The 26,174-nt window shown below is 68.3% G+C and carries 29 protein-coding genes; 14 read left to right on the top strand and 15 right to left on the bottom strand.

All coding sequences use genetic code 11. The features are described 5' to 3' along the window. Positions 1 to 46 precede the first annotated feature (46 nt). Positions 47 to 949: a PLP-dependent cysteine synthase family protein gene (locus tag DU484_RS10095; RefSeq protein ID WP_114605836.1), complete on the top strand. Its 903-nt coding sequence runs from the start codon at positions 47 to 49 to the stop codon at positions 947 to 949. A gap of 3 nt (positions 950 to 952) precedes the next feature. Here DU484_RS10095 and DU484_RS10090 read toward each other — a convergent pair whose 3' ends face one another. From DU484_RS10090 to cyaB, 4 genes are all read right to left on the bottom strand, one after another. Then, positions 953 to 1,405, bottom strand: coding sequence for a DUF5804 family protein (locus DU484_RS10090; protein ID WP_114585930.1), 453 nt, complete (start codon positions 1,403 to 1,405; stop codon positions 953 to 955). A 23-nt stretch (positions 1,406 to 1,428) separates the two neighbouring features. Then, the gene (locus DU484_RS10085; protein ID WP_394338763.1) at positions 1,429 to 2,619 is read right to left on the bottom strand and encodes a tRNA sulfurtransferase; all 1,191 of its coding nucleotides are present in this window, start codon (positions 2,617 to 2,619) and stop codon (positions 1,429 to 1,431) included. Positions 2,620 to 2,752: 133 nt separating this feature from the next. Beyond that, positions 2,753 to 3,973 (bottom strand): methionine adenosyltransferase, encoded by a 1,221-nt coding sequence (locus DU484_RS10080; protein WP_114585929.1) that lies wholly within the window; start codon positions 3,971 to 3,973, stop codon positions 2,753 to 2,755. 59 nt (positions 3,974 to 4,032) lie between these two features. Then, entirely contained in the window at positions 4,033 to 4,575 is a 543-nt protein-coding gene (gene cyaB / locus DU484_RS10075; protein ID WP_114585928.1) for a class IV adenylate cyclase, read from the bottom strand. Positions 4,576 to 4,659: 84 nt separating this feature from the next. Here cyaB and DU484_RS10070 point away from each other — a divergent pair, with 84 nt between their 5' ends. After that, positions 4,660 to 5,658 carry an FKBP-type peptidyl-prolyl cis-trans isomerase gene (locus DU484_RS10070; RefSeq protein ID WP_114585927.1) on the top strand — a complete coding sequence of 333 codons (999 nt, stop codon included), beginning with the start codon at positions 4,660 to 4,662 and terminating at the stop codon, positions 5,656 to 5,658. Positions 5,659 to 5,691: 33 nt separating this feature from the next. Then, positions 5,692 to 5,952, top strand: a complete 261-nt coding sequence (locus tag DU484_RS10065) for a hypothetical protein (RefSeq protein ID WP_114585926.1) — start codon at positions 5,692 to 5,694, stop codon at positions 5,950 to 5,952. On the opposite strand, the gene DU484_RS10060 is transcribed toward DU484_RS10065, so the two are convergent. Together DU484_RS10060 and DU484_RS10055 are read right to left on the bottom strand one after the other, a co-directional pair. Beyond that, positions 5,949 to 6,572 (bottom strand): RAD55 family ATPase, encoded by a 624-nt coding sequence (locus DU484_RS10060; protein ID WP_114605835.1) that lies wholly within the window; start codon positions 6,570 to 6,572, stop codon positions 5,949 to 5,951. The two genes, DU484_RS10065 and DU484_RS10060, sit on opposite strands and share 4 nt — an antisense overlap. Before the next feature lie 21 nt (positions 6,573 to 6,593). Further along, positions 6,594 to 7,217, bottom strand: coding sequence for a MinD/ParA family ATP-binding protein (locus tag DU484_RS10055; RefSeq protein ID WP_114605834.1), 624 nt, complete (start codon positions 7,215 to 7,217; stop codon positions 6,594 to 6,596). Between the two features lie 201 nt (positions 7,218 to 7,418). Between DU484_RS10055 and DU484_RS10050 the strand changes: the two genes are divergently transcribed. Further along, on the top strand, positions 7,419 to 8,621 hold the full coding sequence (locus tag DU484_RS10050) for a SipW-dependent-type signal peptide-containing protein (protein ID WP_245957227.1): 1,203 nt from the start codon (positions 7,419 to 7,421) through the stop codon (positions 8,619 to 8,621). 47 nt (positions 8,622 to 8,668) lie between these two features. On the opposite strand, the gene DU484_RS10045 is transcribed toward DU484_RS10050, so the two are convergent. Continuing rightward, positions 8,669 to 9,043: a YlbF family regulator gene (locus tag DU484_RS10045; RefSeq protein ID WP_114585922.1), complete on the bottom strand. Its 375-nt coding sequence runs from the start codon at positions 9,041 to 9,043 to the stop codon at positions 8,669 to 8,671. 82 nt (positions 9,044 to 9,125) lie between these two features. Between DU484_RS10045 and DU484_RS10040 the strand changes: the two genes are divergently transcribed. Together DU484_RS10040 and DU484_RS10035 are read left to right on the top strand one after the other, a co-directional pair. Beyond that, a complete protein-coding gene (locus DU484_RS10040) occupies positions 9,126 to 11,165 on the top strand; it encodes a hydantoinase/oxoprolinase family protein (protein ID WP_114605833.1) in 2,040 nt (679 codons plus the stop codon). After that, positions 11,162 to 12,868 carry a hydantoinase B/oxoprolinase family protein gene (locus DU484_RS10035; RefSeq protein ID WP_114605832.1) on the top strand — a complete coding sequence of 569 codons (1,707 nt, stop codon included), beginning with the start codon at positions 11,162 to 11,164 and terminating at the stop codon, positions 12,866 to 12,868. The genes DU484_RS10040 and DU484_RS10035 overlap by 4 nt, the downstream gene beginning before the upstream one ends. A gap of 6 nt (positions 12,869 to 12,874) precedes the next feature. On the opposite strand, the gene DU484_RS10030 is transcribed toward DU484_RS10035, so the two are convergent. From DU484_RS10030 to DU484_RS10020, 3 genes are all read right to left on the bottom strand, one after another. Continuing rightward, the gene (locus DU484_RS10030; protein WP_114605831.1) at positions 12,875 to 13,540 is read right to left on the bottom strand and encodes an RAD55 family ATPase; all 666 of its coding nucleotides are present in this window, start codon (positions 13,538 to 13,540) and stop codon (positions 12,875 to 12,877) included. After that, entirely contained in the window at positions 13,533 to 14,132 is a 600-nt protein-coding gene (locus DU484_RS10025; protein WP_114605830.1) for a response regulator, read from the bottom strand. Before DU484_RS10025 ends, DU484_RS10030 begins: the two co-directional genes overlap by 8 nt. Positions 14,133 to 14,225: 93 nt before the next feature. After that, positions 14,226 to 15,353 carry an NAD(P)/FAD-dependent oxidoreductase gene (locus DU484_RS10020; protein WP_114605829.1) on the bottom strand — a complete coding sequence of 376 codons (1,128 nt, stop codon included), beginning with the start codon at positions 15,351 to 15,353 and terminating at the stop codon, positions 14,226 to 14,228. Between the two features lie 86 nt (positions 15,354 to 15,439). On the opposite strand from DU484_RS10020, the gene DU484_RS10015 reads away from it, so the two are divergent. Further along, on the top strand, positions 15,440 to 15,973 hold the full coding sequence (locus DU484_RS10015; protein ID WP_114605828.1) for a hypothetical protein: 534 nt from the start codon (positions 15,440 to 15,442) through the stop codon (positions 15,971 to 15,973). Here DU484_RS10015 and mvaD read toward each other — a convergent pair. Continuing rightward, positions 15,970 to 16,938 (bottom strand): phosphomevalonate decarboxylase MvaD, encoded by a 969-nt coding sequence (gene mvaD / locus DU484_RS10010; RefSeq protein ID WP_114605827.1) that lies wholly within the window; start codon positions 16,936 to 16,938, stop codon positions 15,970 to 15,972. The two genes, DU484_RS10015 and mvaD, sit on opposite strands and share 4 nt — an antisense overlap. Before the next feature lie 83 nt (positions 16,939 to 17,021). Here mvaD and DU484_RS10005 point away from each other — a divergent pair, with 83 nt between their 5' ends. Together DU484_RS10005 and DU484_RS10000 are read left to right on the top strand one after the other, a co-directional pair. Continuing rightward, entirely contained in the window at positions 17,022 to 17,918 is an 897-nt protein-coding gene (locus tag DU484_RS10005) for a hypothetical protein (RefSeq protein WP_114585914.1), read from the top strand. Positions 17,919 to 17,965: 47 nt separating this feature from the next. Then, positions 17,966 to 18,574, top strand: a complete 609-nt coding sequence (locus DU484_RS10000; protein WP_114585913.1) for a DUF655 domain-containing protein — start codon at positions 17,966 to 17,968, stop codon at positions 18,572 to 18,574. Positions 18,575 to 18,591: 17 nt separating this feature from the next. On the opposite strand, the gene DU484_RS09995 is transcribed toward DU484_RS10000, so the two are convergent. Further along, positions 18,592 to 19,254 carry a hypothetical protein gene (locus DU484_RS09995; protein WP_114585912.1) on the bottom strand — a complete coding sequence of 221 codons (663 nt, stop codon included), beginning with the start codon at positions 19,252 to 19,254 and terminating at the stop codon, positions 18,592 to 18,594. A gap of 131 nt (positions 19,255 to 19,385) precedes the next feature. Here DU484_RS09995 and DU484_RS09990 point away from each other — a divergent pair, with 131 nt between their 5' ends. The 5 genes from DU484_RS09990 to DU484_RS09970 are packed head-to-tail and all read left to right on the top strand — an operon-like array spanning position 19,386 to position 24,039. After that, positions 19,386 to 20,234: a 16S ribosomal RNA methyltransferase A gene (locus tag DU484_RS09990; protein WP_114585911.1), complete on the top strand. Its 849-nt coding sequence runs from the start codon at positions 19,386 to 19,388 to the stop codon at positions 20,232 to 20,234. After that, positions 20,227 to 21,348: a mechanosensitive ion channel family protein gene (locus DU484_RS09985; RefSeq protein WP_114585910.1), complete on the top strand. Its 1,122-nt coding sequence runs from the start codon at positions 20,227 to 20,229 to the stop codon at positions 21,346 to 21,348. Before DU484_RS09990 ends, DU484_RS09985 begins: the two co-directional genes overlap by 8 nt. Next, entirely contained in the window at positions 21,341 to 21,934 is a 594-nt protein-coding gene (locus DU484_RS09980) for a HemK2/MTQ2 family protein methyltransferase (RefSeq protein ID WP_114585909.1), read from the top strand. The genes DU484_RS09985 and DU484_RS09980 overlap by 8 nt, the downstream gene beginning before the upstream one ends. 57 nt (positions 21,935 to 21,991) lie before the next feature. After that, positions 21,992 to 22,978 carry a 5-methyltetrahydropteroyltriglutamate--homocysteine methyltransferase gene (locus DU484_RS09975; protein ID WP_114605826.1) on the top strand — a complete coding sequence of 329 codons (987 nt, stop codon included), beginning with the start codon at positions 21,992 to 21,994 and terminating at the stop codon, positions 22,976 to 22,978. Then, positions 22,975 to 24,039 carry a methionine synthase gene (locus DU484_RS09970; protein WP_114605825.1) on the top strand — a complete coding sequence of 355 codons (1,065 nt, stop codon included), beginning with the start codon at positions 22,975 to 22,977 and terminating at the stop codon, positions 24,037 to 24,039. Before DU484_RS09975 ends, DU484_RS09970 begins: the two co-directional genes overlap by 4 nt. Here DU484_RS09970 and DU484_RS09965 read toward each other — a convergent pair. The 3 genes from DU484_RS09965 to DU484_RS09955 form a co-directional block, all read right to left on the bottom strand. Further along, entirely contained in the window at positions 24,036 to 24,242 is a 207-nt protein-coding gene (locus DU484_RS09965; RefSeq protein WP_114605824.1) for a TOBE domain-containing protein, read from the bottom strand. The two genes, DU484_RS09970 and DU484_RS09965, sit on opposite strands and share 4 nt — an antisense overlap. Before the next feature lie 71 nt (positions 24,243 to 24,313). Continuing rightward, the gene (locus tag DU484_RS09960) at positions 24,314 to 24,757 is read right to left on the bottom strand and encodes a metal-dependent hydrolase (RefSeq protein WP_114605823.1); all 444 of its coding nucleotides are present in this window, start codon (positions 24,755 to 24,757) and stop codon (positions 24,314 to 24,316) included. 92 nt (positions 24,758 to 24,849) lie between these two features. Beyond that, positions 24,850 to 26,100: an RNA-guided endonuclease InsQ/TnpB family protein gene (locus tag DU484_RS09955; protein WP_114605822.1), complete on the bottom strand. Its 1,251-nt coding sequence runs from the start codon at positions 26,098 to 26,100 to the stop codon at positions 24,850 to 24,852. Positions 26,101 to 26,174: the final 74 nt, after the last annotated feature.

Here is a 26,174-nt window from a genome sequence, read left to right as displayed (position 1 = left end):
CTCAGTTCCATCACCGATTTACGCGCCGCCCCCGAACCGGGCGTCCATGCACGACAGCATCCTCGACGCCATCGGCTCGCCGCTGGTCCGGATCGACTCCCCGCCGGGGACGACCGTCGCGGCCAAAATCGAGTCGAAGAACCCCGGCGGCTCCGCGAAGGACCGCCCGGCGAAGGCGATGGTCGAGGCGGCGGAGGCGGCGGGCGAACTCGAACCCGGCGACGCCATCGTCGAGCCGACGAGTGGCAACACGGGCATCGGGTTGGCCGTCGTCGGCGCCGCGAAGGGGTACGACGTGACGGTCGTGATGCCGTCGTCGAAGTCGCCGGAGCGCCGGCAGATCATGGAAGCCTACGGCGCCGAGGTGGAACTCGTCGACGGCGAGATGACGGCCGCACGGGAGCGGGCGGACGAGTTGGAGGCAGAGGGGATGGTCCAGATGTACCAGTTCGAGAACCCCGCGAACCCACAGTCCCACTACGAGACGACCGGTCCCGAAATCGTCGAACAGGTGGGCGAGCGAACGGTCGACGCGCTGGTCTGTGGCGTCGGCACCGGCGGCACCATCTCGGGGACCGGCCGCCGGCTGAAGGAGGCGTTCCCCGACGTCGAGGTGGTCGGCGTCCAGCCCGACACCAACCAGTTTCTCACCGGTAACCCCGGCGCGGACGACTTCCAGGGGATGGGGCCGGGATTTATCGCCGAGAACGTGGACACCGACCTGCTCGACGGGGTGGAGAACGTCTCCCTCGACGCCGCGGAAGCGGAGTGCCGGCGTCTCGCGCGCGAGGAGGGCATCCTCGTGGGGCAGTCGAGCGGCGCGTCGAGCGTCGGCGCGAAGCGAGTGGCCGAGCGGCTGGCCAACGACGACGATGTGGACGATCCCCTCGTCGTGACGGTGTTCTGGGACAGCGGCGAGCGGTACATGTCGACGGGCCTGTTCGACTAGCGGCTACCCACCGAACTCGGATTCGGTGACGCGGACGACGAGCGTCTCCGCGACCTGCCGGAGGTCGTACTCCGGCACCGCCCCCTCGACGCGGCTGGCGAACATCGGTTCGACGAGTTCGTCGCCGTCGAGGCCGTGTATCCGGAGAAACTGGTCGGTGTCGTCCGGGTCGACGTCGCCGTCGCGGACGCGTTCGGCCAGGGCACGCGAGAGCCACTCGTCGGTGGAGATGCTGGGTTCGCGCACCAGAGCGTAGTCGGCGAAGCGAACGAGATACCAGTTCAGGTCGTTCAGGAGCGAGACGGCGGCGCCGAGGCTGACGGTGTCGACGGCGACGGTGTTCGCGAAGGGTTCGTGGAGGTCGTAGGTGGCGAGTGCCGCCCGCGCCGTCTCGCGCGAGAGGAGTTCGTATCGGAGGTCGACGTCGTCGGTGCCGACCAGACACACCTGCGTCACGGCCGGAGCATCGGCGGGCGGCCCTAAAGCGATTGCGCCGCCGGATCGATCCGCCGCAGGTCGTCGACGGCGGCGGCGGCCCGAGCTAGCAGGTCGTCGGGTTCCGCGGCCGCCACGGCGTCGAGGGTCGCCCCCGTCGCGGGGAACGGGGGGTCGAGGCGCTCGCAGCCGACCGGGATCGAGGAGTCGTCGTAGGTGCCGATGCTCCGCGCGCGCTCGACGATGTCGGCCTTGTCCCACGCGAGGAGGGGGCGATGCACCGGCAGGTCGACCGCCGCGTCGGTGACGGCGAGGTTGGCGGCGGTCTGACTCGACTTCTGTCCCAGCGCCTCGCCGGTGACGATGCCGGCCGCACCCTCCTGCTCGGCGACCGTTTCGGCAACCCGCAGGAGCGCGCGCCGCCACGAGAGCATCCGGGTGTCGCCCACCTCGTCGACCAGGGTGTCCGCTACCCCGCCGCCGGGGACGACCCGGAGGCGGCAGTCGAAGTTGGGCGCGTAGCGGGCGAGATGTCGGGTGGTCGCGGCCGCCCGCGCCTCGTGGTCGGGGCCGCCGTAGTCGCCGAGGGAGACGTAGACCGGAACCACCGGCGCCCCGCGGCGCATCACCTCGTAGGCCGCGACGGGGGAGTCGTGACCGCCGCTGACGAGGGCGACGAGCGGATCCTGCGTGCCGAGGGAGAGGCCACCCGGCCCATCGTAGGTCGTCGCGGCGACGAACGCCGCGTCGCCGCGGACCTCGACGTGGTAGGTTCGCTCGGGGTCGTCGAGGTCGACGGTCGCGTCGGCGGCGTCGCCGACGGCGCGCCCGCCGACGCGTTCGACCTCGCGGCTGGAGAAGTCGTGTTCGTCCGCGTCGCCGGCGCGGCGGGCGCGGACGGCGTAGGTGTCGACCGGCGGCGCGTCGCGGGCGAGGGCGGCCAGCGTCTCGGCGACTGCATCGAGGTCGGCCGGGCGGGAGACGGCGGGGCGCGCCCGAACGACGCCCATGGCGTCGGCGGCGACGCGGGCGGCCCGGTCGGCGGCGTCGGTGCGGACGACGACCCGCGCCCACTCGGCGTCGACGGCGGCGTCGACGCCGCGGGCGTCGAGGAGGGCGGCCACGTTGTCACGGAGGCGACGCGTCATCTTGCCGCGAACCTCGCGGCTCTTGACGCTGAGGTCGCCGAAGCTGACGAGGGCGGTGTCGGGCGTGGCAGGAGTGTCGTCGTCCACGGTCACGGAGGTGTAGGCCGACGGGGTACTATATCCGTTCGGTCCGGGCGTCGTACGGTTTACTGTAAGTCAGTGCCGGTGGTTCGCCAAGACGGTCCGGCGAACCACCGGTACACAGTTACAATAATCCGTATCAGAACGTCCGGAGGTCGCCCTCGATCACGTCGCGGGTCACGTCGGTCACGGCGGCGAGTTCGCGGTCGACGATGGCATCGATGTCGGCCTCGATGTCGGAGAGGGCCACGTCGTCGTCGGTGACGACGAAGGCGTCGGCGACGTGTGGCTGGTCGATGGGACGACCGATCTGGGAGAGCAGGCGCACCCGGAAATCGCGGATGCCGGGCACCTCGTCGACGACGGCCTCCGCGATGCGCGTGCTGAGGAGGTTGTAGATCTTTCCGATGTGGTTGACGGGATTTTTCCCGCTGGTGGCCTCCATGCTCATCGGGCGGTTGGGAGTGATGAGGCCGTTCGAGCGGTTGCCGCGGCCGACGGAGCCGTCGTCGCCCTGTTCGGCGCTGGTGCCGGTGGTCGTCAGGTAGATGGCGCCGTCCTCGTAGTCGTCGGCGGTGTTGACCTCGACGCCCACGCTCCGGTCGGTGTAGGACGCCGCGAGGTCGGTCACGGCCTCGCGGACGGACGCCACCGCGTCCTTGTAGGCTTCCATACCGTCGAGATAGCGGTCGATCATGGCCGCGGCGACGGTGAGGTCGATGTGGTCGCCCTCGCGTTTGCCCATGATCTTCACGTCGGGGCCGAGTTCGGGGTTGTCGTCAGCGTACGGGCCGTTGAGGTACTCCTCGGTTTCGAGGACGATCCGTTCCGTCTCGGTCAGGGGGGCGTGGCCGACGCCGAAACTCGTGTCGTTAGCCATGGGGACGGCGGCGCCGTCCTCGCCGAAGACGGTCTGGAGGTCGCCGCTTCCCTCGCCGAGGCGGACGTCGACCACCACGTCGGTGCCGAACTCCAGTTCGGGAACGGTCTCCGCGAGGTAGTCGCGGGCGGCCGAGAGGGCGACGGAGTCGACGGGGAGGGTGTACTCGGTGCCGTCGTCGGCCTCGTACTGTTTGGTCGCGCGGCCGACGAGGAGGATGTAGATCGGTTCGACGACTTCGCCGCCGCCGAAGGCGGGGGCGGCGTTGCCGGCGGCCAACTGCGTCTCGTCCGTGTTGTAGTGGAGCACTTCGCCGACGCGGTCGAGATAGAGGTTCGAGAGCGCGCGGGAGACGTTCTCGGCGATCCCGTCACAGAGGGAGTCGGGGTGACCGATCCCTTTCCGCTCGACTATCTCCACCTCTTGGTCCTCGACCGCGCGCCGGTCGACGGACTCGATACGGATGTTCCGATCGCTCATCGACGGAGCTTCTCGCCGCCGGGTGCTATAACTTGCGGAAACCTTTCGCGCTCTGAGTATTACTCCGAGGAATTTAAGAGGAGGCCGAGGTAGGACGTGCGGATCTGGTCGTCCGGGTCGAGACCGAGGTCACGGAGGTGGGCAACGGCGCCCTCGCGGGTCGTCTCCACCGCCGCCTCGGGCGCTTCGCGTTCGATTTCGACGAACTCGCCGAGGCCGGCGACCGTATCCAGCGTGACGGTGTAGCCGTCGAGGGCGTAGCGTTCGCGCTCTTTCTCCACCACTGCGGCCGGCGAGAATCCGAGGGCGACGAGGATGTCGTCGAAGCGGTCGGCGTCCGCGACGCCGGTTTCGATCTCCTGTCGGGTCTTCGACGCTGCTTCGACCAGCGGCCCCTTGTAGGTGACGCGGGTCGTGGCCTCGTCCCCGTGCTCTTCGCGCCGGATGCGGAGCGCCTCGTCCGTCTCGGCGAAGTCGCGGTGGGGCGCGTCGTAGTAGGTGTCCACCTGCGTGACGGCTCCGGTGCGCTCGGCGCCGAGGGCGTCGAGGCGGTCCCGGACCGCGTCGTGGCTCGCCCGGACCTTCAACTCGACTTCGTACATGTGACCCGCGTCGCGGGCAGCGGGCAAAAACGGCTCGGAGACGGAAACGTGATTCTTAAGGGTCGCACGGAAGTTGTAGGGTGTATGAGTGACGAACAGGCCGAACCGACCGACGAACCGGTCGACGCCGACACGGCCGATGACCCCGAAGCGGAGCCAGAAACCGAGACCGAGGCCGAGGAGGCGGCCGGCCTGCAGGACGGCGACTTCGTCCGCATCGACTACACCGTCCGCACGGTTGACGACGAGACGGTCGTCGACACGACCGACGAGGACGTGGCCGAGGAGGCCGGCATCGACGAGGAGGGCCACGAGTTCGGGCCCCGAACAATCGTCGTCGGCGCCGGACACGTCTTCGAAGCCGTCAACGACGACCTGATCGGGAAGGCGGTTGGCGACGAGAACACCGTCCACATCGACGCCGTCGAGGCCTTCGGCGAGTTCGACCCCGACGACGTGCGCACCGTCAGCGCCAGCAAGATCGACGAGGACGACCGCTACCCCGGCGCCCACGTCAACGTCGACGGCCAGCAGGGCCACATCGAGACGATCATCGGCGGTCGCGCCCGCGTCGACTTCAACCACCCCCTCGCCGGCGAGGACCTCGAATACGAGTACGAGGTCGTCGAAATCGTCGACGACCCCGAGGAACAGGCTCAGGGCCTCCTCGGCATGTACCTCGACCACGCCCCCGAGGTGTGGATCCAGACCGACGAGGTCGACGAGGAGGTTCAGGTCGAAGTCGAGTCCGACGACGAGGACGAGGAGCCGACCTACGAGACCGAGACCCAGACGGTCGAGAAGGAGACGCTGTACATCGAGGCCACGCCCCAGATGACGATGAACCAGCAGTGGCTCTTCCAGAAACAGCAGATCGCCCAGCAGGTCATGGACCGACTCGACCTCGACCGGGTCATCGTTCAGGAGACCATCGACGGCACGGGCGGCATGATGGGCGGCATGGGCGGCATGATGGGCGGTATGGGCGGCGCCGGCGGCGCCGACGTCGAGGAAGCCCTCGAGGACGTCGACGTCGACGCCGACGAAATCGTCGAAGAACTCGAAGAGGACATCGAGGAGTAACTCCCTCCGTCTTCCTGCGGTCCCCGCCAGATCATGCATATTCCCGACGAGGTAGCGGTCGACCTCCGCGTCGCCGCCGTCGCGGCCGGCTGTACCGTGGCCCTCTCGCTCGCGTTGCGGTACGGTCTCGGCGTGTCGGCCAGTCCCCTCCTCCGTCTCTCGCCGGTCGCCGTCTACTTCGGCTACCTCTTTCTGGGGAAGGGATCGACCGGAAGCGCGTTCGAGAACCCGCGGCTCTGGATGCTGCTGACGGTCGCCGTGACGGTCGGCACCGGTGCCTACGCCGTCGCCTAAGCGATGTCGCGGCTGGTGTCGATGGTGACGCCGTCGGTGAGCTGTAGCTTGATCGTCTCTTCGAGCGCGCTCCCGCCGCGGAACTTGGGAACCGCCAACCGGTTGACGATCTGTGAGCCGCTCGTGTCGGTCTGCAGGTCGAACACCACGTCCGCCATGTGTTCGGTCAGTCCCCGGTTCGCGGGCGGATCGCCGTGCATCGCGTGTAACACCGCGACGGACCCCGTGTTGACCATGTGCGTCTGGAGTTCGTTGAGGAAGGCGCGATACCGGGTCGAATCGGCCTCTTCGAGCGGGTCGACGACGTCGACGAGGAGGTTCGAGCTCTCGGGGAGTTCCCGCACGAGGCGGGTCGCGTTGTCGATGGGCGGGTAGTCGCCCGCGTCGCGGATCGTCAGCCGCCCGACGCTACCGCGGTACCGGTCGACGGCGTCCCGGACTGCCTCCTCGGATCGGACCGTCGTCACGTACAGCGTCCCCCGAGCACCGGCGATTTCGTAGAGTAACGACTCCGACTGGCTGGCCGGATCGGCGCTCAACAACAGGATACTCCCCGGCGGAATCCCGCCGTCGAGTTGCCTGTCGAGGACGGAGATGCCCGTCGGCAGACGGTCCGCCATGGCACCTTCGTTTGTGGCGAATCATAATATGTCTTCTCCCAGATTCGCGGCGAGTCGCCGGTAGGCGGTACGGGACCCCTCGTCGGCGAGAATCGGTGGCTCGGCGGCCGGCACCGACGCCACCACCGGACAGCCGAGCAAGTCGACGACGGCGTCGGGCGCCGACCGCGTGCGCGTCAACACCACGCCACGGGGAGGCGCGTCGAGGGTCCGGGCCATCGCCGCCGTCTTCGCCGCGTCCCGCAGCGCCGGCGCACAGAGCGTGGTGACGAGCAGCGTCGCGTCGGCAGCACGAAGGGGGACCGCGGCGTCGGGACCGGCGCCCGCGGGACAGTCGACGACCGCGGGCCGGCCGCTCCGGGCCAGTCGGTCGAGCGACCGGTCGAGGCCGTCCGCGTCGTCGATTCGAGGGGCGGGGAGGACGCTCACGCCCGACTCGTCGGGGAGCGACTGCGCGACGGCGCCCGGATCACGTCCGTCGAGCGACGAAAGCGTCGGTTCGCGGTCGACGCCCGCGAGGGCGTGCAGGTCTGGCATGTCCGGGTCGGCATCGGCCGCGACGACCGGCGCGTCCAGCGCGGCGGAGAGCCCGAGCGCCGTCGTCGTCTTTCCCACGCCGCCTTTGCCTCCGGCGATGGCGAGCATAGGGCGGGGTGGCCGCCCGATTGGATTTGAACCCTCGGGGAGCGCCATTTATATAATTATTTATTGTTATGTTATTTAATTATAGTAATCTGTGGTTAGCTATTGCGGTCGCGCCACGACCTGCAAGGGTCTCAAATGGGGGACACGGGTCGGCGGTTCGACTCCGCCGAGGGGACCTCCCCCGAAAGGGGGATGAACGCCATGCCAGACGAATTCGAGCTTTCGCGACGGAAGGTACTCGCAGCGTTGGGGACGGCAGGGGTCGCGTCGGCCGGCGCAGGTGTCGGGACGAGTGCCTTCTTCAGCGATGAAGAATCGTTCCAAAACAACCGCCTCGTCGCCGGGGAACTCGATCTAAAGGTTGACTGGCAACAGACGTACAACGGCGAGTCAGTCAATGCGTTCCCCGACGAGGACGGTGACGGCCAGCAGGATCAAATCCGAACACGGGAATCGATTGCAAACGAGGCTGGCTTACCGATCGACAGTCCATCAGTCGAGAACACATTCCAGGCACAGTTTGCGGACGTGCCCGACGACCACCCACGGCCGTTGATCGAACTCGACGATGTCAAACCGGGGGATTCGGGGAGTGTACTCTTCAGTCTCCATCTATTCGACAACCCCGGCTACATCTGGATGAACGGGCAGTGCGAAAACGATGAAAACGGCCTAACCGAACCGGAAGCCGAGGATCCGGACGAAGGTCGGGGCGTCGAGCTAGCACGTGCAGTGCAAGTTACGCTCTGGTACGACGACGGCGATGGAGTACCCACCGCCGACGAAACGGTCATCTACGAGGGGTCGCTGGAGAACCTCCAGTACATGCTTTGTGACGGAATCCCGCTACACGGTGACCGCTCGACAACGTTCCCATCGGTCAACGAAATAGCGCCGGTAAGCGGCGATGGGCTCCGTGGCGAACTTGCTGCCAACGGTGGGGGAGCGGGACGTGCCTGTTTCGAAAACTCGACGACCGCGTACCTCGGTTTCTCGTGGGAATTGCCGGTCGATCACGCAAACGAGATTCAGAGCGATACCAATCGGTTCGATCTGGGGTTCTACACGGAGCAGTGCCGCCACAACGACGGGGCCAGTCAGGAGGCACGACTCTTCACCGCGTCGTGTCCCAACGCAGAGGAGATTGGGTGGTGTAAATACGAGGTAACGGCGATGATCGCAAAGTCCAGCGTGCTCTGTCCGTTCACTGTCGGAGACATCATCTGCACGCCCTGTATCGCACCGGATAGGGAGACGTGTAAGCTCTCGAAAGGCGAAACCACCAACCACACCGTGACGAGCGTGACCGGGGATCAGTACTGTACGGTTGAAGTCACGTCGCTCCGCGACGCGTGTCAGGATGGCTGCAACGGCGATCACAACATCGCACCGTTCTTACACTGATCAGTCGGCCCCCGGCGAATCGATGGGAGACACTCCCATCACCGTTGTCAGTCCTGACAGCACCCACCCGCTTCCCCGCCGAAGTCGACGGAGAGCGGCTCGGAAATCGCCACGTTGATCGCTTCTAACTGACTCTGCAGCGCCTCCTGGGCGTTCAGATACTCCACCATCACGTCCATCGAGTGGAGTTCGTTCTGTGCCTGCTGGAGCTTCGCGACGTGTTCCTGTGTCGCCTCGCCCGTCTCGCGGGCGGCGACGAACTCGTCGCGCAGACGTTCGACCTCCGCGATTTTCGCCTGCGCGTCGTCGTCGTCCTGGACGGCCGCGCGCGCCTCCTCGAACCGTTCGTAGGCCGGCGTGTCGGCGATGGCCTCGCCGAGTTCCCGCCCCATCGCCTCCAGCTGTGACACCTGCGTGCTCATGGATTCCCTTACGGGCCCGGTCGCTTCAATTTGCCGTCTCGGGGCAACCGGGATTTATCAGCCCCACCGCCGTGGCCCCGGTATGGTAACCGACGTACGGGTCGGGGTCGACGTCGGCGGCACGTTCACGGACGTGGTCGTCGCCGACGAGGCCGGCCTCACGATGCTCAAGGTGCCCTCGACGCCCGACGCGCCGGACCGGGGCGTCCTCGACGGGCTGGAGGCGGCGACCGACCGCGCCGACTTCGCGCCCGCGGACGCCGATTTCTTCGGCCACGGAACCACCGTCGCCACGAACGCCCTCCTCGAACGCGAGTGGGCGGAGACGGCGCTCGTGACGACCGAGGGCTTTCGCGACGCGGTGGAGATCGGTCGCCAGACGCGACCGAGCCTGTACGACCTGCGGGCGGAAAAACCGGCCCCCATCGTCGAACGCGACCGGCGCTTCGAGGTGCCCGAACGCCTCGACAGACGGGGCGACGTCGTCGAACCGTTCGACGGGGACGCCGCCCGCGCCGTCGCGCGCTCCATCGCCGACGCCGGCGTCGAGAGCGTCGCCGTCGCCTTCCTCTTTGCCTTCGAGGACGACGCCCACGAGCGCCGGATGCGCGAGGCCCTTCGGGAGGAGGGCGTCGACTGCGAGGTATCGCTGTCGAGCGACGTGCTCCCCGAGATTCGGGAGTACGAGCGCACGCTCGCGACGAGCATCAACGCCGCGCTCAAGCCGGTGATGAACCGGTATCTCGGCCGACTGGAGGCTGGTGTCGCCGACGCCGGCGTCCCGGCGGCGGTGAAGGTGATGCAGTCCAACGGGGGCATGGCCTCGGCGTCGGCGACCCGCGAGCGGCCGGTGAACACCCTGCTCTCCGGGCCGGCCGCGGGCGTCCGCGGCGCCGCCCACGTCGCCGGCGAGAGCGGCGTCGACGACGTACTCACGATGGACATGGGCGGCACCTCGTGTGACGTGTCGCTGGTGCAGGACGGCGACCCCGTGGTTACGACGGAGGGCCAAGTCGGCGACTACCCCGTCACCGTCCCGATGGTCGACGTCCACACCATCGGTGCCGGCGGCGGCTCCATCGCGTGGGTGGACGAAGGCGGGAGCCTCCGTGTCGGCCCCCGGTCCGCGGGGGCGGACCCCGGCCCCATCTGTTACGGCCGCGGCGGCACCGAACCGACCGTCACCGACGCCCACCTCCTCCTGGGTCGGATCGACCCCGCCTCCTTCTTCGAGGGGAGCGCGGACGAGGCGACGGTCCGGGAGGCGGTTCGCGAGCGGGTGGCCGACCCCCTCGACCTGAGCGTCGAGGCGGCGGCTCAGGGCATCGTCGACGTGGCCAACGCGAACATGGAGCGCGCGCTGCGGGTCGTCTCGGTCGAACGCGGCCACGACCCCCGCGACTTCTCGCTCGTGGCCTACGGCGGCGCCGGGCCGCTCCACGCCGCGGAACTCGCGGCGGAACTCGACGTGCCGCGGGTCGTCGTCCCCCGATCAGCCGGCGTCCTCTCGGCGCTCGGCCTCCTCATCAGCGACGCGGCCTACGAGGAGGGCGTCTCCGCGGTGCGCCCGTGGGCCGAGGTGAATCCCACCGATCTGACCGAGCGCTTCGAGGCGATGGAAGCCGAGGGGCGAGAGCGGCTGGAGTCGGAGGGGTACGGCCCCGACCGACGGCGATTCGAGCGCGCGGTCGACCTGCGGTACCGCGGCCAGTCGTTCGACCTTCGGGTGTCGATGCCGGAGGGTCGTCTCGACGCCGACGCCCTCGACGACGCCGCCGCACGGTTCCACGAACGTCACGAACGGCGGTACGGCCACGCCTCGCCGGACGAACCGGTCGAACTCGTGACGGTGCGCCTGCGCTCGCGCGGCGTCGTCGACCCGCCCACACTATCGATGGCGGGGGACGAGGGGGGCGACGCCGAGGCGACACCCCGGACGACGCGACCGGCGACGTTCGGCGGCGAGACGGGCGAGACGCCGATATACGACCGTGAGACGCTGGGTCCGGGCGCCGAACTCGACGGCCCGGCGGTGATCGAGGGCGTCGAGAGCACGGCCGTCGTCCCGCCGGGGGCGGACGCACACGTCGACGACCTGGGGAACGTGGTGATCGAGCCATGAGCGGGAGCGGCGTCGACCCCGTCACGCTCGAAGTCCTGCGCAACGCCTGCGTCGCGGTGGCCGAGGAGATGAACGCGACGCTCGTGCGGACGAGTTACTCCCCCAACATCAAGGATCGCCGCGACTGCTCGTGTGCGCTGTTCGACGTGGTGGGGGAGGGCGAGGACGCGGCCGCCGAGATGATCAGCCAGGCGGAGAACATCCCGGTCCACCTCGGCGCGATGCCGTACTCCGTCGCGGCGGCCATCGAGGCGTTCCCGCCCGCGGAGCTGGAAGACGGCGACGCGATCCTTCTGAACGACCCGTTCCACGGCGGCGCCCACCTGCCCGACATGACGCTCGTGACGCCGATCTTCGTCGATGGCGAGCTGGTCGCCGTCGCGGCCAACCGCGCTCACCACGCCGACGTGGGCGGGGGGCGCGCGGGGAGCGTCGCCGCCGACTCGACCGAAATCTACCAGGAGGGGCTGCGCGTCCCACCGGTGAAACTGTACGAGGGCGGCGACCCGGTCGAGGCCGTCTTCGACCTCCTGTTGACGAACGTACGGACCCCGGACGAGCGCCGGGGCGACTTCCGTGCCCAGCGGGCGGCCAACCGGACGGCCGTCGAACGGGTGCGCGACCTCGCGGACCGCCACGGCCTCGACACCCTGCGGGCGGCGACGACGGAGATCAAGGCCTACGCCGAGCGGCGGATGCGCGCCGAAATTTCGGAGTTGCCGGCCGGCACCGTCACCTTCGAGGACCGCCTCGACGACGACGGACAGGGGACGGAGGACGTTCGGATCGCCGTCGCGGTGACGGTCGACGGCGACGAACTCGTCGTCGACTTCGAGGGGACGAGCGAGCAGGTGCCGGGCGCGGTCAACGCCCCCCTCGCGGTGACGGCGTCGGCGACGTACTACGCGGTGCGCTGTGTGACCGATCCGGACGTGCCGCCGAACGCGGGGACGTACCGCCCCATCGAGATTCGGGCACCGGAAGGGACGGTGGTCAACGCCCGGCCGCCGGCCGCGGTGGTCGGCGGCAACCTCGAAATCTCCCAGCGCGCGACCGACGCCCTCCTCGGCGCGTTCGGCGAGGAGGCGCCGGAGCGATCCGTCGCGGCCGCACAGGGGACGATGAACAGCGTCACCTTCGGCGGGGCGGATCGGACCGGCGAGGCCTTCGCCTTCTACGAGACCATCGGCGGCGGCTACGGCGGCCGGGCGGGCGCCGACGGGATGGACGGCGTCCACGCCCACATGAGCAACACGCTCAACACGCCGGCGGAGGTGCTGGAGACCGTCTACCCCGTCCGCGTCCGGCGCTACGAGTACCGCCCCGACACCGGCGGCGCGGGCGAGTATCGGGGTGGCCTCGGCCTCCGGCGGGACGTGGAAGTGCTCGACGACGACGTTGCCTTCAGCCTGCTGGCCGACCGTCGACGACATCCGCCGTACGGCCTCGCGGGCGGCGCGCCCGGCGCGCCCGGCGAGGACTACCTGACGCCGGCGGACGACGACGCCGAGCGGATTCCGGGCAAGTCCACCCACGACCTGGACGCGGGCGACGTGGTGAGCGTCCGGACGCCGGGCGGCGGCGGGTTCGGCGACCCGGCCGACCGCGATCCGGATGCCGTCGCTCGTGACCTGCGTCTCGGAAAGGTGTCGGCGGAGACGGTTCGGCAGGTGTACGGGCTGGACCCGTCGGACCTAAAATAGCGCTGGTCAGTACGGGAACGGCGTCCACTCGGGCGCCACGTTCGAGACCCCACGGACGCGGAGTTCCCGGTCGCCGTCCTGTTCCCGAATCTCGACGGCGGCGTCGAAGATGGAGGTGACGACGTTGACGAAGCGCTCCTCGTGGGTCGTCGGATCGATGCTGTAGACGCCGAGGTAGCCGGCGGCGCTCGTCCGCCGGGAAAGGACGTGGAGGAACGAGAACGCGCGCTCGGCGTCGACGTACTGGAGGAGCGTCGAGATGGAGACAAAGCCCAGTCGGAGGCGGTCGGGCGTCCCCATCTCGTCGACCGCCTGAGTGAAGGCGACGCCCATCCCCGTGAGGTCCGCGGGCGAGGAGACGCGGTGGACGGCCGGGTCCGCATCCCCCGGCGCTCCCGTCGCGTCGACGACGCGGAACGTCGTCGGATCGAACCGGACGCCACGCTCCTCGAACCCCGTTTGGATGCGCGACGCGGGGTCGTCGGTCGTCATCACGACGATGGGGTCGGCGGGGACGCTCTCGGGAGCGAGGAGGTCGAACACCAGTTGGCGCTTCCCCGACATCGGCGGCCCGGACACCAGCACGTTCGTGCCCGGATCGAGGTCGGCGAGATCGATCGGCAACGCGTCGGCGAGCGAGTAGCGGTCGGCTCTGGCGTCGCCTTCAGCCATCGGTGTCCTCCGGTGTCGCCGCGGTGTCGATGGCCCGGAGCGTCGCCACGAACCGCGAGTCGTCGACCAGTTGCTCGGCTTCGGCGTCGAGCGTCGCTTCGAGATCGGAAATCCGCGATTCGAGGTCGGTGTACGCCCGGTTTTCGTTGAGTTCGTACGTCGACTTCCCCTCACGGAGCGCGGCGGCTTTCACGAGCAACGAGTGGTACTTTCGCACGTCGACGGCGTGTTGATCGAGTTCGAGTAGCCCTTCGACGGTCCGGCGGAGTTCGTCGCGGGTCGTCGGTTTGGTGACGTAGTCGTCGAACCCCATATCGACGATGTCGAAGTCGGGGTCGACGGCCGTCACCATCGCCACGCGAACGTCGTAGCCCCGGTCACGGATTCGGTCGAGCACCTCCCCTCCCGAGGGACCGGGCATCAGTCGGTCGAGCAGGACGACATCGACGTCGTCGTCGAGTTCGTCGAGGGCCTCCTCCCCGTCATACGCCTCGCGGATCGTGTACGTGTCGTCGAGGTAGCGCCGGTAGGTTCGGACCACCTCCCGGTCGTCGTCGACGATGAGTACGGTTCCCCCCTCGCTCGCGGTCATGGCTATCCTATCTATACTCCCGAGTCGACGACAATTAAACCCACCTGTCACGCGTGCGGGTGACAGGGAACTCGTCGTCCGGGGACCGTCGTTTCAGCCGAGTTCCTCACGAACTAGGTCGGCGGCGCGGCTGATCGCACCGACCGAGGAGAGGTGACCGGCGCCGACGGTGGCTTTCATCGTCCGCGCCGCCGCGCCGGTGAACACCTTCGGCCCGACGGTCGCGACGGCGTCGTCGCCGACGGAGGCGATCCACCCCGGCGCGTCGAACCGGAACGGGTCGAGCTTCGGGGGAAACTCGTCGGTGTCGCCGTCCAACTCCCAGCGGACGAGGCGATCGAGGTTCGTCGCGACGGTCCGAGCCTCCCGGATGGCGGCGGCGGCGCTCGCGGGAACGGCCTCGCCGTCGGCGTCGACCACCCGCGCCACGTCGCCGACGGCGAAGGCGTGGTCGTCGAGTCGCAGGTCGCCCCGGACGACGGGGCGGTCGCTCCCGAGGGCGTCCGGGCCGCGGATGCCGCCGGTCCAGACGAACGCGTCGTAGGGAACGGTCCGGTCGTCGAGTTCGACCGCGTCGGCCGTCGCGCCGGTGACCCGGGCGTTCGTCCGGACCGTCACCCCGGCGGCGTCGAGGGCGTCGTGGACGGCGGACTGGAACGCCTCGGGGAAGGCGGGGGCGACCGAATCGAGACGTTCGAGCACCGTCACGTCCACGTCGGCGCCGCGCTCCTCGGCCAGCGCCGCGAGTTCGCCCGCCACCTGGACGCCGGAGAGACCGGCGCCGCCGACGACGGCACGGCCGTCGGCCTCACAGGCGTCGAGGAAGGACTCGCGGATACGGTGGGCGTGCTCCAGACGCTTCAGCGGGAGGCCGTGTTCGTCGACCCCCGGGAGGTCGTAAAACGCCGTCTCGGCGCCCAGACAGACGGCGGCGTAGTCGTACTCCAGCGTCCCGTCGGACAGACGGACGCGACGGGCGTCGCGGTCCACGCTCTCGACGCGAGCGGTTCGGATCGTCGCGCGATCCAGGGCGTCGCGGAGGGGGACGGTGATGGCGCCTTCGACCGCCGGTCGGCGGATCACGCGGTGGAGTTCGTGCTGGACGAGATGCTGATCCGCCTCGTCGACGACGACGAGGTCGGCCGTCTGGGGCAGTTTGGATTCGAGGCGACGGGCGAGCGTGAGACCGGCGTACCCGGCACCGAGGACGACGACGCGCATACCGGGGGTTGGTTCGCAGGGCAAAGAAACGGGGGGTCGCGGCGGGGCCGACAGCTATACCTTCACGCCCCGTCACCCCCGACTCGATGGACATCGAGGGGTTCGTCTGCTGGACGGCACACGCCGTCGACGACCCGGCCGAGTTGCGCCGCGTCCTCGACGCCCAACTCCCCGAGGGCGGGAGTCGCGCCGTGGCTGACGCGCAGTGTGCGGGGTTGCTGGAGGGGACGACGCTCCGTCCCGCCGGTCTCGCCGCGGCCCACGCGTTCGCCGAGCGGAGCGAGTTGCCGATGGCGGGGCCGACCGACGCCATCGCGGACTTCGGCGCCCTCGTCGACGCACTCGCCGCGACCGAGCGCCGCGGCGGCCGCCTCGACGCCGACGCCGTCCCCGAAGGGTTCGAGACGGTGACGCCGACCGTGGACCGGTTCGACCGGAGCTACCACACCGTCAACGTCGCGCGGGAGTACCCCTCCGGCGCGGCGGTGGAGCTCAACTACCGGTCGCGCGATCCGAGTCACCCCGGCGAGCGACGGGCCAACCGATCGAGTGCGGTCCTGTGGCTCCGGAAGGACGGCGCGACGACGTACGAACACCGGGTGGAGTGGGACGAGCGCTAGAAGAGGGCGTCCGACGCCGGGCGGATTTCGGCCGGGCCGCCGACCTCCCAGACGTCGGTCTCGACGCCGCAGTCGGCGACGGCCGATTCGACCTCTTCGACGTACTCGGCGGTCGTGTTGACGTAGACGCTCGCGCCGGTGTCGGTCGAGAAGTAGACGGGCACGCCCTCCTTGCGGAGCGCGCGGACCGCGTTGAAGACGGCGATGGTGCGGGGCTGCCAGTAGACCCAGCCCGCGGGACCGGTCATGGTCGTCGCCGCGAGCGAGAGCGAGTCGTGTTCCGCGAGTTCGAACGCGCGGTCGAACTCGGCCGACCGGAGCGCGTCGCGCATCTCGGCGATCTGGCCGTGGATGTGGGCCATCCGCGCCTGGAACATGTGGCTGTCCGCGGCCTCCTCGTGGGCCTGTTCGGTCTCCTTGTAGGAGGGGACGAGGGCGGCGACGATCCGCAGGTCGTCCTCCAGCTCCGTTTCGATGCGCTCGGAGCGGCAGTCGTGGTCGTTGAGTCCGGCGTAGAGGTGGGAGAACGCACCGGTAACGGCACGGGCCGCCGAGGAGGAGCCGCGGCGGGCGATGGTGGAGATTTCGGGGCGCGTAAGATCGAGGCCCGCCGCCTCGGTAAGCGCCATCGCGGCGGCGGCGAAGCCCGACGAGGAGGAGCCGAAGCCGACGTTCGACTGGAAGGAGTTCTCGCTCTCCAGACGGACGGGGGCGTCGAGGTCCGCGAGGGCGCGGACGTGGTCGACGACGGCGTCGATGCGTTCGGCGCCGCGACCCTCGACCGGTTCGCCGTCGATCACGTACACGTCCTCGTCGGTCGCACCGAACTCGACGGTGGTGAGCGTTCGACTCGGCGCGGTACAGACGCTAATGCTGTCGTGGTAGGGGAGGCGGAGTTCCGGGTCGCGCATCCCGTGGTACTTCACCAACCCCTGGATCGGGTGGGCCGTCGCGGTCGCTTTCATGCTCGAACGGGGGGTAGACGGGCGCATAAACGTCCCGGAACGGGCGGGAGCAGGTATAAGCCGCGCCGGCGCGTGCCACCAGTATGCCACGCGTCCCCCGGCGACGCTTTCTCGAAGCGATGAGTGGAGTGGGTACGGTCGCGCTCGCCGGCTGTTCTGCCGATGGGGGCGACGAACCGACGGGTCGGTCGACCGTGACGGAAACGAGGACCGCGACGGCGACGGCCACCGAGACTGCCACGGCGACCCCGACACCACGGGCCCCGGCCGACGAGGCGGTCGGCTTCGAGGCGATGCTCGAACGGACGCCCACCCATCCGGAGATGCCCGACGCCTCCTTCGTCTGGGCGCGCTATCTGAACGCCCGAGAACTGCTGGCCGACGTGGAGGACGAAAACATCGACACCCACCTCCGCGAGGGATGGCTCGGCTCCGGGCCGCCGGCGCATACGGCGGCGGACGCGTTCGAACTCGTCCACGTCCAGCCCGGCGACCTCTCGAACGTGACCTTCGGACGCGGTGCCTACGACCCGCCGGCGGTGGTCGAGGGGATGGTCGCGGACGGCTGGGAGCGACTGGGTGCTACGGAGGCGTACGCGTATCTCGGCTACGGCGGCTACACGGCGGCGATCGGGGACCGGTACTGGGTCGTCGTGAGCGACCCCGACCGCGCCCGGATCGAGGCGCTCGTCGCCGCCATCACGGCCGACCCGCTCGCCGGCTCCCTCGACGAGGTGGATCGGGAGGCGGTGGGCCGGGCGACCGAGGAACGGGGCAACTACCTCGTCGTCCAGCGGTCAGTGCCCGGCGACTACGCGGCCGGCATCGCCATCGACTACGAGCCGTATCGGTACCCGCTGGGCGCGATGCATTACGCGACCGGGCGCGAGTCGCCGTCGTGGCAGCGCGTCGAACACCGGTTCCGGACGCAGATCACCGGCGAAATCCAGGCCGGAGCCTTCGGCGAGGACTTCGGCTGACGGCGCCGGCCGACGGTTTAAATAGTCCGTCACCGTACAGGTTGGGTATGACGACCTCCGAGAGCGAAGAGGCTGGCGACGACGGGAGCGCCGATGCCGCGGAGGGAGTGGAGCGATCCTACGCGGTGGTTCTCGACTACCTTCCCCACGGGCGTCCCGACGACGACCGCCCGCAGTACAAGAAGTCGCCGCTCGCGTACGCGCTCGGGGAGTCGGATTTCCAGTTGCTCGAGCTCACGATCACCGACGACGCCGACGTGAGCATCGGCGACCGCATCGTCCTCGCGCCGGACGACGAACGGGAGGTGGTCGGTCGCATCCGCGAGGTGGACTACGACGACCTCTCGAACGCCGCCCACTCCGAACTGGAGTACGTGGTCGAGGAAGTCGTCGACCGCAACGAGCGGCGCTTCGTCGACTTCTACAACGAGGCCCAGCCGATCACGCTTCGGCTCCACCAGCTCAACCTCCTGCCGGGGATCGGCAAGAAACTCCGGAACGACGTGCTCGACGAGCGCAAGCGCGCGCCCTTCGAGAGCTTCGACGAACTGGAGGAGCGAATCTCGGGACTACACGATCCGAAGGGCGTCCTCGTCGACCGGATTCTGGAGGAACTCCGGGACGAGGACCTCAAGTACCGGACGTTCGTGGAGTAGTCGGCCGCGACGCGCGGTCAGCCGTCGCGCCGCCACCGGAGGGCGACGAGAGCGAGCGCCAGCACCGCGAAACCGACGACGACGGCGACGACGCTCCGGGGGAGGAGGCGTGGGGACGGCGCCAGCACCCGGTCGACGATGGGAACGAACACGCGGAGGTCGACGGCGACGATAACGACGGCACCGAAGACGTCGACGAGCAGGTCGACGAGCGTGTCGCGCCGGCCGTAGTGGACGAGTACGGGTTCGACGTCGAACGCCTCGCCGAGTTCGCGCGCGACGAGTTCGAGGAGTTCCCACCACAGACCGGCGACGAAGGTGAACAGAATCGTCGCGACGGCGGGCCACGGGACGCCGCCGACGAGGGCGCCGGCGTAACACACGGCGGCGACGAAGGTGGCGGAGAGCAAGTGCGTGACGGTGTCCCACCACCGGACGGTGTCGTAGGGGCCGAGCATCCCGACGGCGTGGAGGAGGCCGGCGGCCGCGAGCCACACCGCGAGCGTCGGCGCGACGACCAGGTCCGCGGTGGCGCGTAGGACGAACGGGAGGGCAGCGACGACGAGGGCGACGAGGGCGTTGACCGCGGCGGCAGCGTCCCGTCGGCGGACGCCTTCGACGAGGGTGAGGAAGATGGCGGCTAGGAGGAGCGCCGCGACGACGGAGCGGGGATCGATCATCTGGTTCCGACGTGGTGCACGTGGACCGCGAGCGGGTATGATTCTTCGGGGGCGGCGGCCGATGGCTGGTCGTCACGTCGGCGCCCGGGAAAAACGGGAAATTTACCCCGGCTCGCGCGCTATCGAGGACGATGACAGCGTCGCGCGATCCGGATCGACTGCTCGGGCGGGCGGGCGTGAGCGGCAACCCCGACCGCGATCAGCATTTCCTCGTCGACGAGCGCGTCCTCGACCGGTTGCCGACGTACCTCCCCGACGCCGCCGACCGGAGTCACGTCCTCGAAATCGGTGGCGGCACCGGCGCGCTCACCGACCGGTTGCTGGCGACGAGCGACCGGGTGACCGTGGTCGAGCGCGATCCGGACCTCGCGGCCTTCCTCCGGGAGGAGTTCTCCGACGAGCGGGCGGCGGGGCACCTGACCGTGATCGAGGGCGACGCGCTGGAGCGTGACCTCCCGACGGACGTGACCGCGAGCGTCTCGAACCTGCCGTACGGCGTCTCCAGCGAGATCACGTTCCGCCTCCTGCCGCTCGGGGTGCCGACCGTCCTGATGTTCCAGCGGGAGTTCGCGGAGCGAATGGCCGCGGAACCGGGGACGAGCGAGTACGGCCGGCTGTCGGTGAGCGCCCAGCACTACGCGTCGGTCGAGGTGGTCGAACCGGTACCGCCGACGGCGTTCTCGCCGCCGCCGGCGGTCGAGAGCGCCGTCGTGCGGACGACGCCCCGCGACCCCGACTACGAGGTCGCGGACGAGGCGTTCTTCCTCCGATTCGTGAAGGCGGTGTTCACCCAGCGCCGCAAGACGGTCCGGAACGCGATCCGCAACACCGCCCACATCTCCGGACTCGACGACCCGGACGCCGTGGTCGAGGCGGCGGACGAAGCGACCATGTCGAAGCGCGCGGGCGATCTGGCGCCGGACGACTTCGCCGCGCTCGCGGGCCTCGCCCTCGAACACGGAGTGGAGGCGGATGGCTGACCCGCTCGCCATCGTCGGCGGGTCGACGGCAGCACGGGCGGTTGCGACGGTAGCCGTCGTCGCGGTCGTACTCGCAGTCCGGCGCGGCGTCACCCGGTTGCGACGCCTCGAGGATCGCGACATCGGCCAAGGTGGCGAACTCGCGCTGTCGGCGCTGGTGACGCTGGTGACCGGCAGCGGCATCCTGATCGTCGTGTTCCTGTGGGACCTGATCGACCCGCTCGCGCGGTCGTACCGGAACCTCGGCCTGGAAGACCTCGCGGGGCGGATACTGCTCGCGGTGGTGATACTGGCGGCGACGTACGCCCTGACCGGTTTCGTCGGCCGGGTGATCGGCGAGTTTACGGGCAAACGGTCGACCATCAGCGAACACCAGCGCGAGGTCGTCTATCGGCTGACGCAGGTGACGCTCTACACGCTGGCGCTACTGGTGGTCGTGGGGTTGTTCACGCGGAACCTCGGGAGCCTCCTCGTCGGGGCCGGGTTTCTCGGTATCGTGGTCGGGATGGCGGCCCGGCAGACTCTCGGGGCCGTCCTCGCGGGCTTCGTCCTCATGTTCTCCCGGCCGTTCGAGATCGGCGACTGGGTGGAGATCGGCGAACGCGAGGGCATCGTCACCGACATCACCATCGTCACCACGCGCATCCAGACCTTCGACGGGGAGTACGTGATGCTCCCGAACGACGAGGTGAGCGGCCAGCCGATCATCAACCGGACGCGCAAGGGACGCCTCCGCATCGAGGTGGAGGTCGGCGTCGACTACGACCACGACCCGGGCCGGGCGGCCGACATCGCCCGCGAGGCGGTCCGGGGGCTGGACGAGATCCTGCAGGTGCCGACGCCGCAGGTGGTGGGCAAACGCTTCGGCGACTCCGCCATCGTCCTCGGGGTGCGGGTGTGGATCGACAACCCGAGCGCCCGCCGGATGTGGCGGGCGCGGACCGCGGTCATCGAGACCGTCACCGACGCCTTCGAACGGGAGGGCATCAAGATCCCCTTCCCGCAGCGCGAACTCATGGGCCGGACGGAGGAGGGTGGCTTCGCCATCGCGGAGGGCGAGCGACCGGCGTCGGCGCCGACGCCCGACGGGGGCGATGGGGACGCCGATGACTGACGGCGGGGGCGACACCCGGGAGGACCTCGCCGACCGGCGAGGGCTGGAGCGGGACGTCTACCAGCCGGCAGAGGACTCCCGCCTCCTCGCCGAGGCGGCGGTCGAACACGCCCGCGGGCGGACGCTCGAAGTGGGGACGGGGTCGGGCTGGGTCGCCGAACGCATCGCGACCGAGACGGACGCGACGGTGGTGGCGAGCGACTTCAACGCCGCGGCGTGTCGGCAGGCCCGCGAGCGCGGGCTGGAGGCCGTCCGCGCGGACCTCGTCGCCCCCTTCCGTGACGGGAGCTTCGACACCGTGGCGTTCAACCCGCCGTACCTGCCGACCGATTCCGACAACGAGTGGGACGACCGGATGGAGCGGGCGCTCTCGGGCGGCGAGTCGGGACGGGCGGTCATCGATCCGTTCCTCGACACGGTAGGCCGGGTCCTGCGACCGGACGGCATCGTCCTCCTCCTCGTGAGTAGCCTCACGGGGTTCGACGCCGTGGTCGACCGCGCGGAGCGCCGGGGGTTCGCCGTCTCGACCGTCCGCCAGGAGTCGTACCCCTTCGAGGTGCTGTCGATCCTCCGGCTCGATACATAACCACGAGACATATTTTGGTTTAGCAAATATTAAGCGACGGCATCACGAAGCCGGACCATGACCGAACTGGTCGCCACGACACCGGGACTGTATCCGCTTCCCGACTGGGCGAAAGACGAGCTATCGGACCTGAAAGGCCACCAGAAAGGCGATCTGATCGCCGGCGACGAGGGGCCGGAGATCGTCGACGCCTACGACCGCACGCGGGCCGAGGTCGTCGACGCGCAGGTCGACGCCGGACTCGACAGCGTCGTCGAGGGACAACTGCGCTGGGACGACATGCTCGCCCACCCGCTGACGATCCACGAGAACGTCGAGACGGGCGGCATCGTCCGCTACTACGACAACAACAACTTCTATCGCGACCCGCAGGTGCGGGGCGAACTCACGCCGTCGGGCGACGTGGCCGCCGAACTCGAGGCGGTCGACGCCGACGCCCTGCAGGCGGTCCTCCCCGGCCCGTACTCGCTCGCCGACCTCGCGACCGACGAACATTACGGCGACGAGGCTGACTTCCTCGACGCCGTCGCGGACTATCTCGCGGGCGAAATCGAGGCGTTCCCGGACCACGAGACGCTGTTCCTGCTCGAACCCTCGCTGGTCGAGAACCCACCGGACGACGACACGAACGAGCGCGCGAGCGCCGCCATCGACCACGTGGCCGAGGCGACCGACGCCGACGTGGTCGCCCACACCTACTGGGGGGCCGTGCCCGAGAAGACGTACGCCCACCTGATGGACGCGGACGTGGACGCCATCGGCTTCGACTTCGTGACCGAAACCGAGGACGCCCTCTACAACATCAACGAGTACGGCACCAAAGAGCAGGTGGCGCTGGGGCTGGTCGACGGGGGGAACACGCTCGTCGAGTCGCCCGAAACCATTCGTGACCGCGTCGAGTGGGTCGACGAGAACACCCACACCGATTTCGACCGGGCCTACGTCACCTCCAACACCGAACTGTTCTACCTGCCGGTGAACAAGTTCGAGGACAAGCTGCAGGCGCTCGGTGACGCCGCGGCGCTCGCGGAGGTGGACGCATGAGCGAGAACAACCGCGAACAGTTCCGCCCCGACGACCACCCGAACGAGCACTTCCTGCTCACCTCCATCGTCGGCTCCTACCCGAAGCCGAAGTGGCTCAACCGGGCGGCGGACCTCGCGGACGACCCCGACTCGAAGTTCACGGACGAACACCTCCACGAGGCCCACGACGACGCCTGTCGCGTCATCGTCGACGAACACGAGCGGACGGGTCTCGACACCGTCTCCGACGGCGAGATGCGCCGCAACGAGATGGTGGAGTTCTTCGCCGACCGCATCGACGGCTACGAGTTCAACGGGCCGGTGAAGGTGTGGGGTCACAACTACTTCGACAAGCCCTCGGTCGTCGACGACGTGGAGTACGGCGAGTCGTGGCTGGTCGACGAGTTCGAGTTCACGAACGCCGCCGCGAGCAAGCCGGTGAAGGTGCCGATCACCGGCCCCTACACCCTCGCCTCGTGGTCGTTCAACGAGGCCTACGCGGACGACGCCGAACTCTCCTACGCCCTCGCCGACCTCGTCAACGAAGAGATCGAGGCGCTCGTCGAGGCGGGCGCGCGCTACATCCAGATCGACGAACCCGCGCTGGCGACGACGCCCGACGACCACGCCATCGTCGGCGAGTGTCTCGACCGTATCGTCGCGAACATCCCCGACGAGGTGCGGATCGGTCTCCACGTCTGTTACGGCGACTACTCCCGCATCTACCCCGAACTGCTCGAGTACCCCATCGACGAGTTCGACGTGGAACTCTGTAACGGCGACTACGAACAGATCGACGTGTTCACCGATCCCGAGTTCACGACCGACCTCGCACTCGGCGTCGTCGACGTTCACACCACGGACGTAGAGAGCGTCGAGGAGATCAAGGAGAACATTCGGGAGGGCTTCAAGGTCGTGCCTCCCGAGCGCCTGACGGTCAGTCCGGACTGTGGCGTGAAACTGCTGCCGCGCGAAGTCGCGCGACAGAAGATCGAGAACATGGTGACGGCGACCCGTGAGATCGAGGCCGAACTCGACGCCGGCGAGATCGATCTCGGGCCGGAAGTCAGCGCCGACTAGTTCTCGACCATCACTTCGGTCGCCTTGATCACGGCGTCGAGCTCCGCCCCCTCCTCGACGCCGAGGCGGTCGACGGAGCCCGCCGTGATGACGGCGGTGACGACCTGTCCGCCGTCGAGTTCGATCTCGACTTCGGCCATCAGGCCGTCGGTTTCGACGCTTCGGACGGTACCAGCGAGCCGGTTGCGTGCACTGAGTGCCATGGACGGGTAGTCGGCGTGTGAGCTAATAAAACCATACTGAGTGACACGTTCTCGCTCGGCGCCGCTCGTCTCTACTCGCGGTCGGCCACCAGTACGTAGGCCAGCAGCCCCCAGACGACGAACTCGGCGTAGAACGACGGCGTCCAGAGGTACTGCAGGAAGAATTCGATGGGTGGGAGGTCGACCGCGGGCGTATGTTCGACCGCCGGCCACGCCAGAAAGAGGATGTCGTCCGGGCGGCCGTTGAGGATCATGTGGGCGGCGTCGAGGAGGAGATGCGACGCCCACCCGATCCAGAACGGCGCCAGCGCCCGGCGAACGAACACGACGGCGAAGCCCACGACGAGAAGGGCCACGGAGTGACCGGCCGTCTGGTAGAGGTCGACGAGGCCGACCATCGCGGCTGGTTTGTCCACGAGGTCGGGGAACGCCGCCCCCGCGACGAGCGGCGGGACCGACAGGTCCCACCGTCTCCCGAGGACAAACGCCGCGACGAGGTGGGTGGGAAACAGCATCGAGTGGCGTGTCGTCGGGGTGTCGGGCGTGTGACATCCTCCCCGTCGTGAACGACGGGGCTTCCCGTCCCGCAGTTGGGATATTTGCTGGTCTACGACACGGCTTGTTCTCTCGTGCGAAACATCCCGCTCTCGCGGTCGAACAAGTATGTCGATGGCTGTGCCACACAGCCGTTACTCCTATCCTCACCGTGAGGACTCGGAGTTATCTTCTGCCGCATATTCTCTGCCCCGTTGCAATCCGCGTTGGCTACCAACTCGCACGATGAGCAGACGTACAATCCACGTTCGACACGGTTCGACTTCGCGTCGTCTCCACATCGTGAACACGTCTTCGACGTCTCCCATTCATTCTCTTTCAGCACCTCAACGCCACGTGTCTCGCCTTTGTATTCGAGGTACTGGTAGATGCGGTCGAACGCCCACGAATGCAACTTCTTATTGCCGGTCTTGCCCCAGTCGGACTCGCGCACGTCTTCCGGCCAACTCACGGCGAGCGCCCCAACACCGCGTTCGACACACTCGGTGATGATGGTGTCCGTCAACGTGTGGTAGAAGTGCGTTTCGCGGTCAGCGAGCTTCCGACGCGCCCACCTCGACTGCTCTGACGGGCCGTCCTCACCCTCGGTATCGTACTCTGCTCGGGTGAAGTAGTGCTTGTCCTGCTTGGGCGAGTTGCCGGGATACAGGACGTATTCGTCGGGGAACGCAACCGTGGCGATGTTCGTGATTCCAAGGTCGATACCGGCAACACCGTCGCCTGCAGAGTCGTTGGTTTCGAGTTCGACTTTGCAGACGAAGTGTAGTTCCCACTCGTCGCCGTTCCAGACGGCGCGAACGTTCTGCACTCGGTTGACTTCTGAGAGGTCAAAATCGGGGCGAGTCTGGTACTCGCAGAGGATAAAGTCCGAGAAATGCTCTTTCAGAGTTGAGCCTTTGCTGAGTCGGATGCGGTTGTGTTCGGGGTCGTGTTTGAAGCCGTCTGCTTTGAACGTGACCGTACTCTTGGGTCGGGTATCGCCGTGTTTTCGGTAGCCGGGCGGATTCGCCTCTGAATCGTTCTGTCGCAGGTCGAACCACGACTGGAAAGCGTCAGAAAGTTCTTCGATGACTTTCTGACTGGATTGCGCGTTCAAGTCTTTCCAGCACTCGCGGTTCTTCATATACGATTTCAGCACGCCTTCATTGGGAATTTCGCCGGTTTCATCCCATACACGGTCGGCTGTCCAGCGTGCGATGTTCCAGATTTTCGAGGCGGAATCACCGAGCGAATCGAGGCCATTGCAGACCTGCCGGTGGTTCTGAATGGTACCAACGTAGGTGCGAGTGACCTCAATCGCCACACATAGTCTATGTAGACAAACCTACTTAATGATCCGGATTAACGTGGAATATCCGTCCTTACCATCGGCGGTGG

Source organism: Haloplanus rubicundus, from assembly GCF_003342675.1.
Classification (GTDB): Archaea; Halobacteriota; Halobacteria; order Halobacteriales; family Haloferacaceae; genus Haloplanus; species Haloplanus rubicundus.
The sequence above is the reverse complement of the archived record's forward strand: the minus strand, read 5'-3'. Positions and strand labels throughout refer to the sequence as shown.

What these genes read in the sequence shown, in the direction of transcription:
- DU484_RS10070 (WP_114585927.1), top strand. Translation starts at nt 4,660, where the DNA reads ATGAGTGACGAACAGGCCGAACCGACCGACGAACCGGTCGACGCCGAC.
- DU484_RS09965 (WP_114605824.1), bottom strand. Translation starts at nt 24,242, where the DNA reads ATGGCACTCAGTGCACGCAACCGGCTCGCTGGTACCGTCCGAAGCGTC.
- DU484_RS09985 (WP_114585910.1), top strand. Translation starts at nt 20,227, where the DNA reads ATGGCTGACCCGCTCGCCATCGTCGGCGGGTCGACGGCAGCACGGGCG.
- DU484_RS09990 (WP_114585911.1), top strand. Translation starts at nt 19,386, where the DNA reads ATGACAGCGTCGCGCGATCCGGATCGACTGCTCGGGCGGGCGGGCGTG.
- DU484_RS10025 (WP_114605830.1), bottom strand. Translation starts at nt 14,132, where the DNA reads ATGACCGCGAGCGAGGGGGGAACCGTACTCATCGTCGACGACGACCGG.
- DU484_RS09975 (WP_114605826.1), top strand. Translation starts at nt 21,992, where the DNA reads ATGACCGAACTGGTCGCCACGACACCGGGACTGTATCCGCTTCCCGAC.
- DU484_RS10050 (WP_245957227.1), top strand. Translation starts at nt 7,419, where the DNA reads ATGCCAGACGAATTCGAGCTTTCGCGACGGAAGGTACTCGCAGCGTTG.
- DU484_RS09970 (WP_114605825.1), top strand. Translation starts at nt 22,975, where the DNA reads ATGAGCGAGAACAACCGCGAACAGTTCCGCCCCGACGACCACCCGAAC.
- DU484_RS10060 (WP_114605835.1), bottom strand. Translation starts at nt 6,572, where the DNA reads ATGGCGGACCGTCTGCCGACGGGCATCTCCGTCCTCGACAGGCAACTC.
- DU484_RS10015 (WP_114605828.1), top strand. Translation starts at nt 15,440, where the DNA reads ATGGACATCGAGGGGTTCGTCTGCTGGACGGCACACGCCGTCGACGAC.
- DU484_RS10040 (WP_114605833.1), top strand. Translation starts at nt 9,126, where the DNA reads ATGGTAACCGACGTACGGGTCGGGGTCGACGTCGGCGGCACGTTCACG.
- DU484_RS10000 (WP_114585913.1), top strand. Translation starts at nt 17,966, where the DNA reads ATGACGACCTCCGAGAGCGAAGAGGCTGGCGACGACGGGAGCGCCGAT.
- DU484_RS10020 (WP_114605829.1), bottom strand. Translation starts at nt 15,353, where the DNA reads ATGCGCGTCGTCGTCCTCGGTGCCGGGTACGCCGGTCTCACGCTCGCC.
- DU484_RS10095 (WP_114605836.1), top strand. Translation starts at nt 47, where the DNA reads ATGCACGACAGCATCCTCGACGCCATCGGCTCGCCGCTGGTCCGGATC.
- DU484_RS09995 (WP_114585912.1), bottom strand. Translation starts at nt 19,254, where the DNA reads ATGATCGATCCCCGCTCCGTCGTCGCGGCGCTCCTCCTAGCCGCCATC.
- mvaD (WP_114605827.1), bottom strand. Translation starts at nt 16,938, where the DNA reads ATGAAAGCGACCGCGACGGCCCACCCGATCCAGGGGTTGGTGAAGTAC.
- DU484_RS10045 (WP_114585922.1), bottom strand. Translation starts at nt 9,043, where the DNA reads ATGAGCACGCAGGTGTCACAGCTGGAGGCGATGGGGCGGGAACTCGGC.
- DU484_RS10065 (WP_114585926.1), top strand. Translation starts at nt 5,692, where the DNA reads ATGCATATTCCCGACGAGGTAGCGGTCGACCTCCGCGTCGCCGCCGTC.
- DU484_RS09960 (WP_114605823.1), bottom strand. Translation starts at nt 24,757, where the DNA reads ATGCTGTTTCCCACCCACCTCGTCGCGGCGTTTGTCCTCGGGAGACGG.
- DU484_RS10035 (WP_114605832.1), top strand. Translation starts at nt 11,162, where the DNA reads ATGAGCGGGAGCGGCGTCGACCCCGTCACGCTCGAAGTCCTGCGCAAC.
- DU484_RS10055 (WP_114605834.1), bottom strand. Translation starts at nt 7,217, where the DNA reads ATGCTCGCCATCGCCGGAGGCAAAGGCGGCGTGGGAAAGACGACGACG.
- DU484_RS10030 (WP_114605831.1), bottom strand. Translation starts at nt 13,540, where the DNA reads ATGGCTGAAGGCGACGCCAGAGCCGACCGCTACTCGCTCGCCGACGCG.
- cyaB (WP_114585928.1), bottom strand. Translation starts at nt 4,575, where the DNA reads ATGTACGAAGTCGAGTTGAAGGTCCGGGCGAGCCACGACGCGGTCCGG.
- DU484_RS10005 (WP_114585914.1), top strand. Translation starts at nt 17,022, where the DNA reads ATGCCACGCGTCCCCCGGCGACGCTTTCTCGAAGCGATGAGTGGAGTG.
- DU484_RS09980 (WP_114585909.1), top strand. Translation starts at nt 21,341, where the DNA reads ATGACTGACGGCGGGGGCGACACCCGGGAGGACCTCGCCGACCGGCGA.
- DU484_RS10080 (WP_114585929.1), bottom strand. Translation starts at nt 3,973, where the DNA reads ATGAGCGATCGGAACATCCGTATCGAGTCCGTCGACCGGCGCGCGGTC.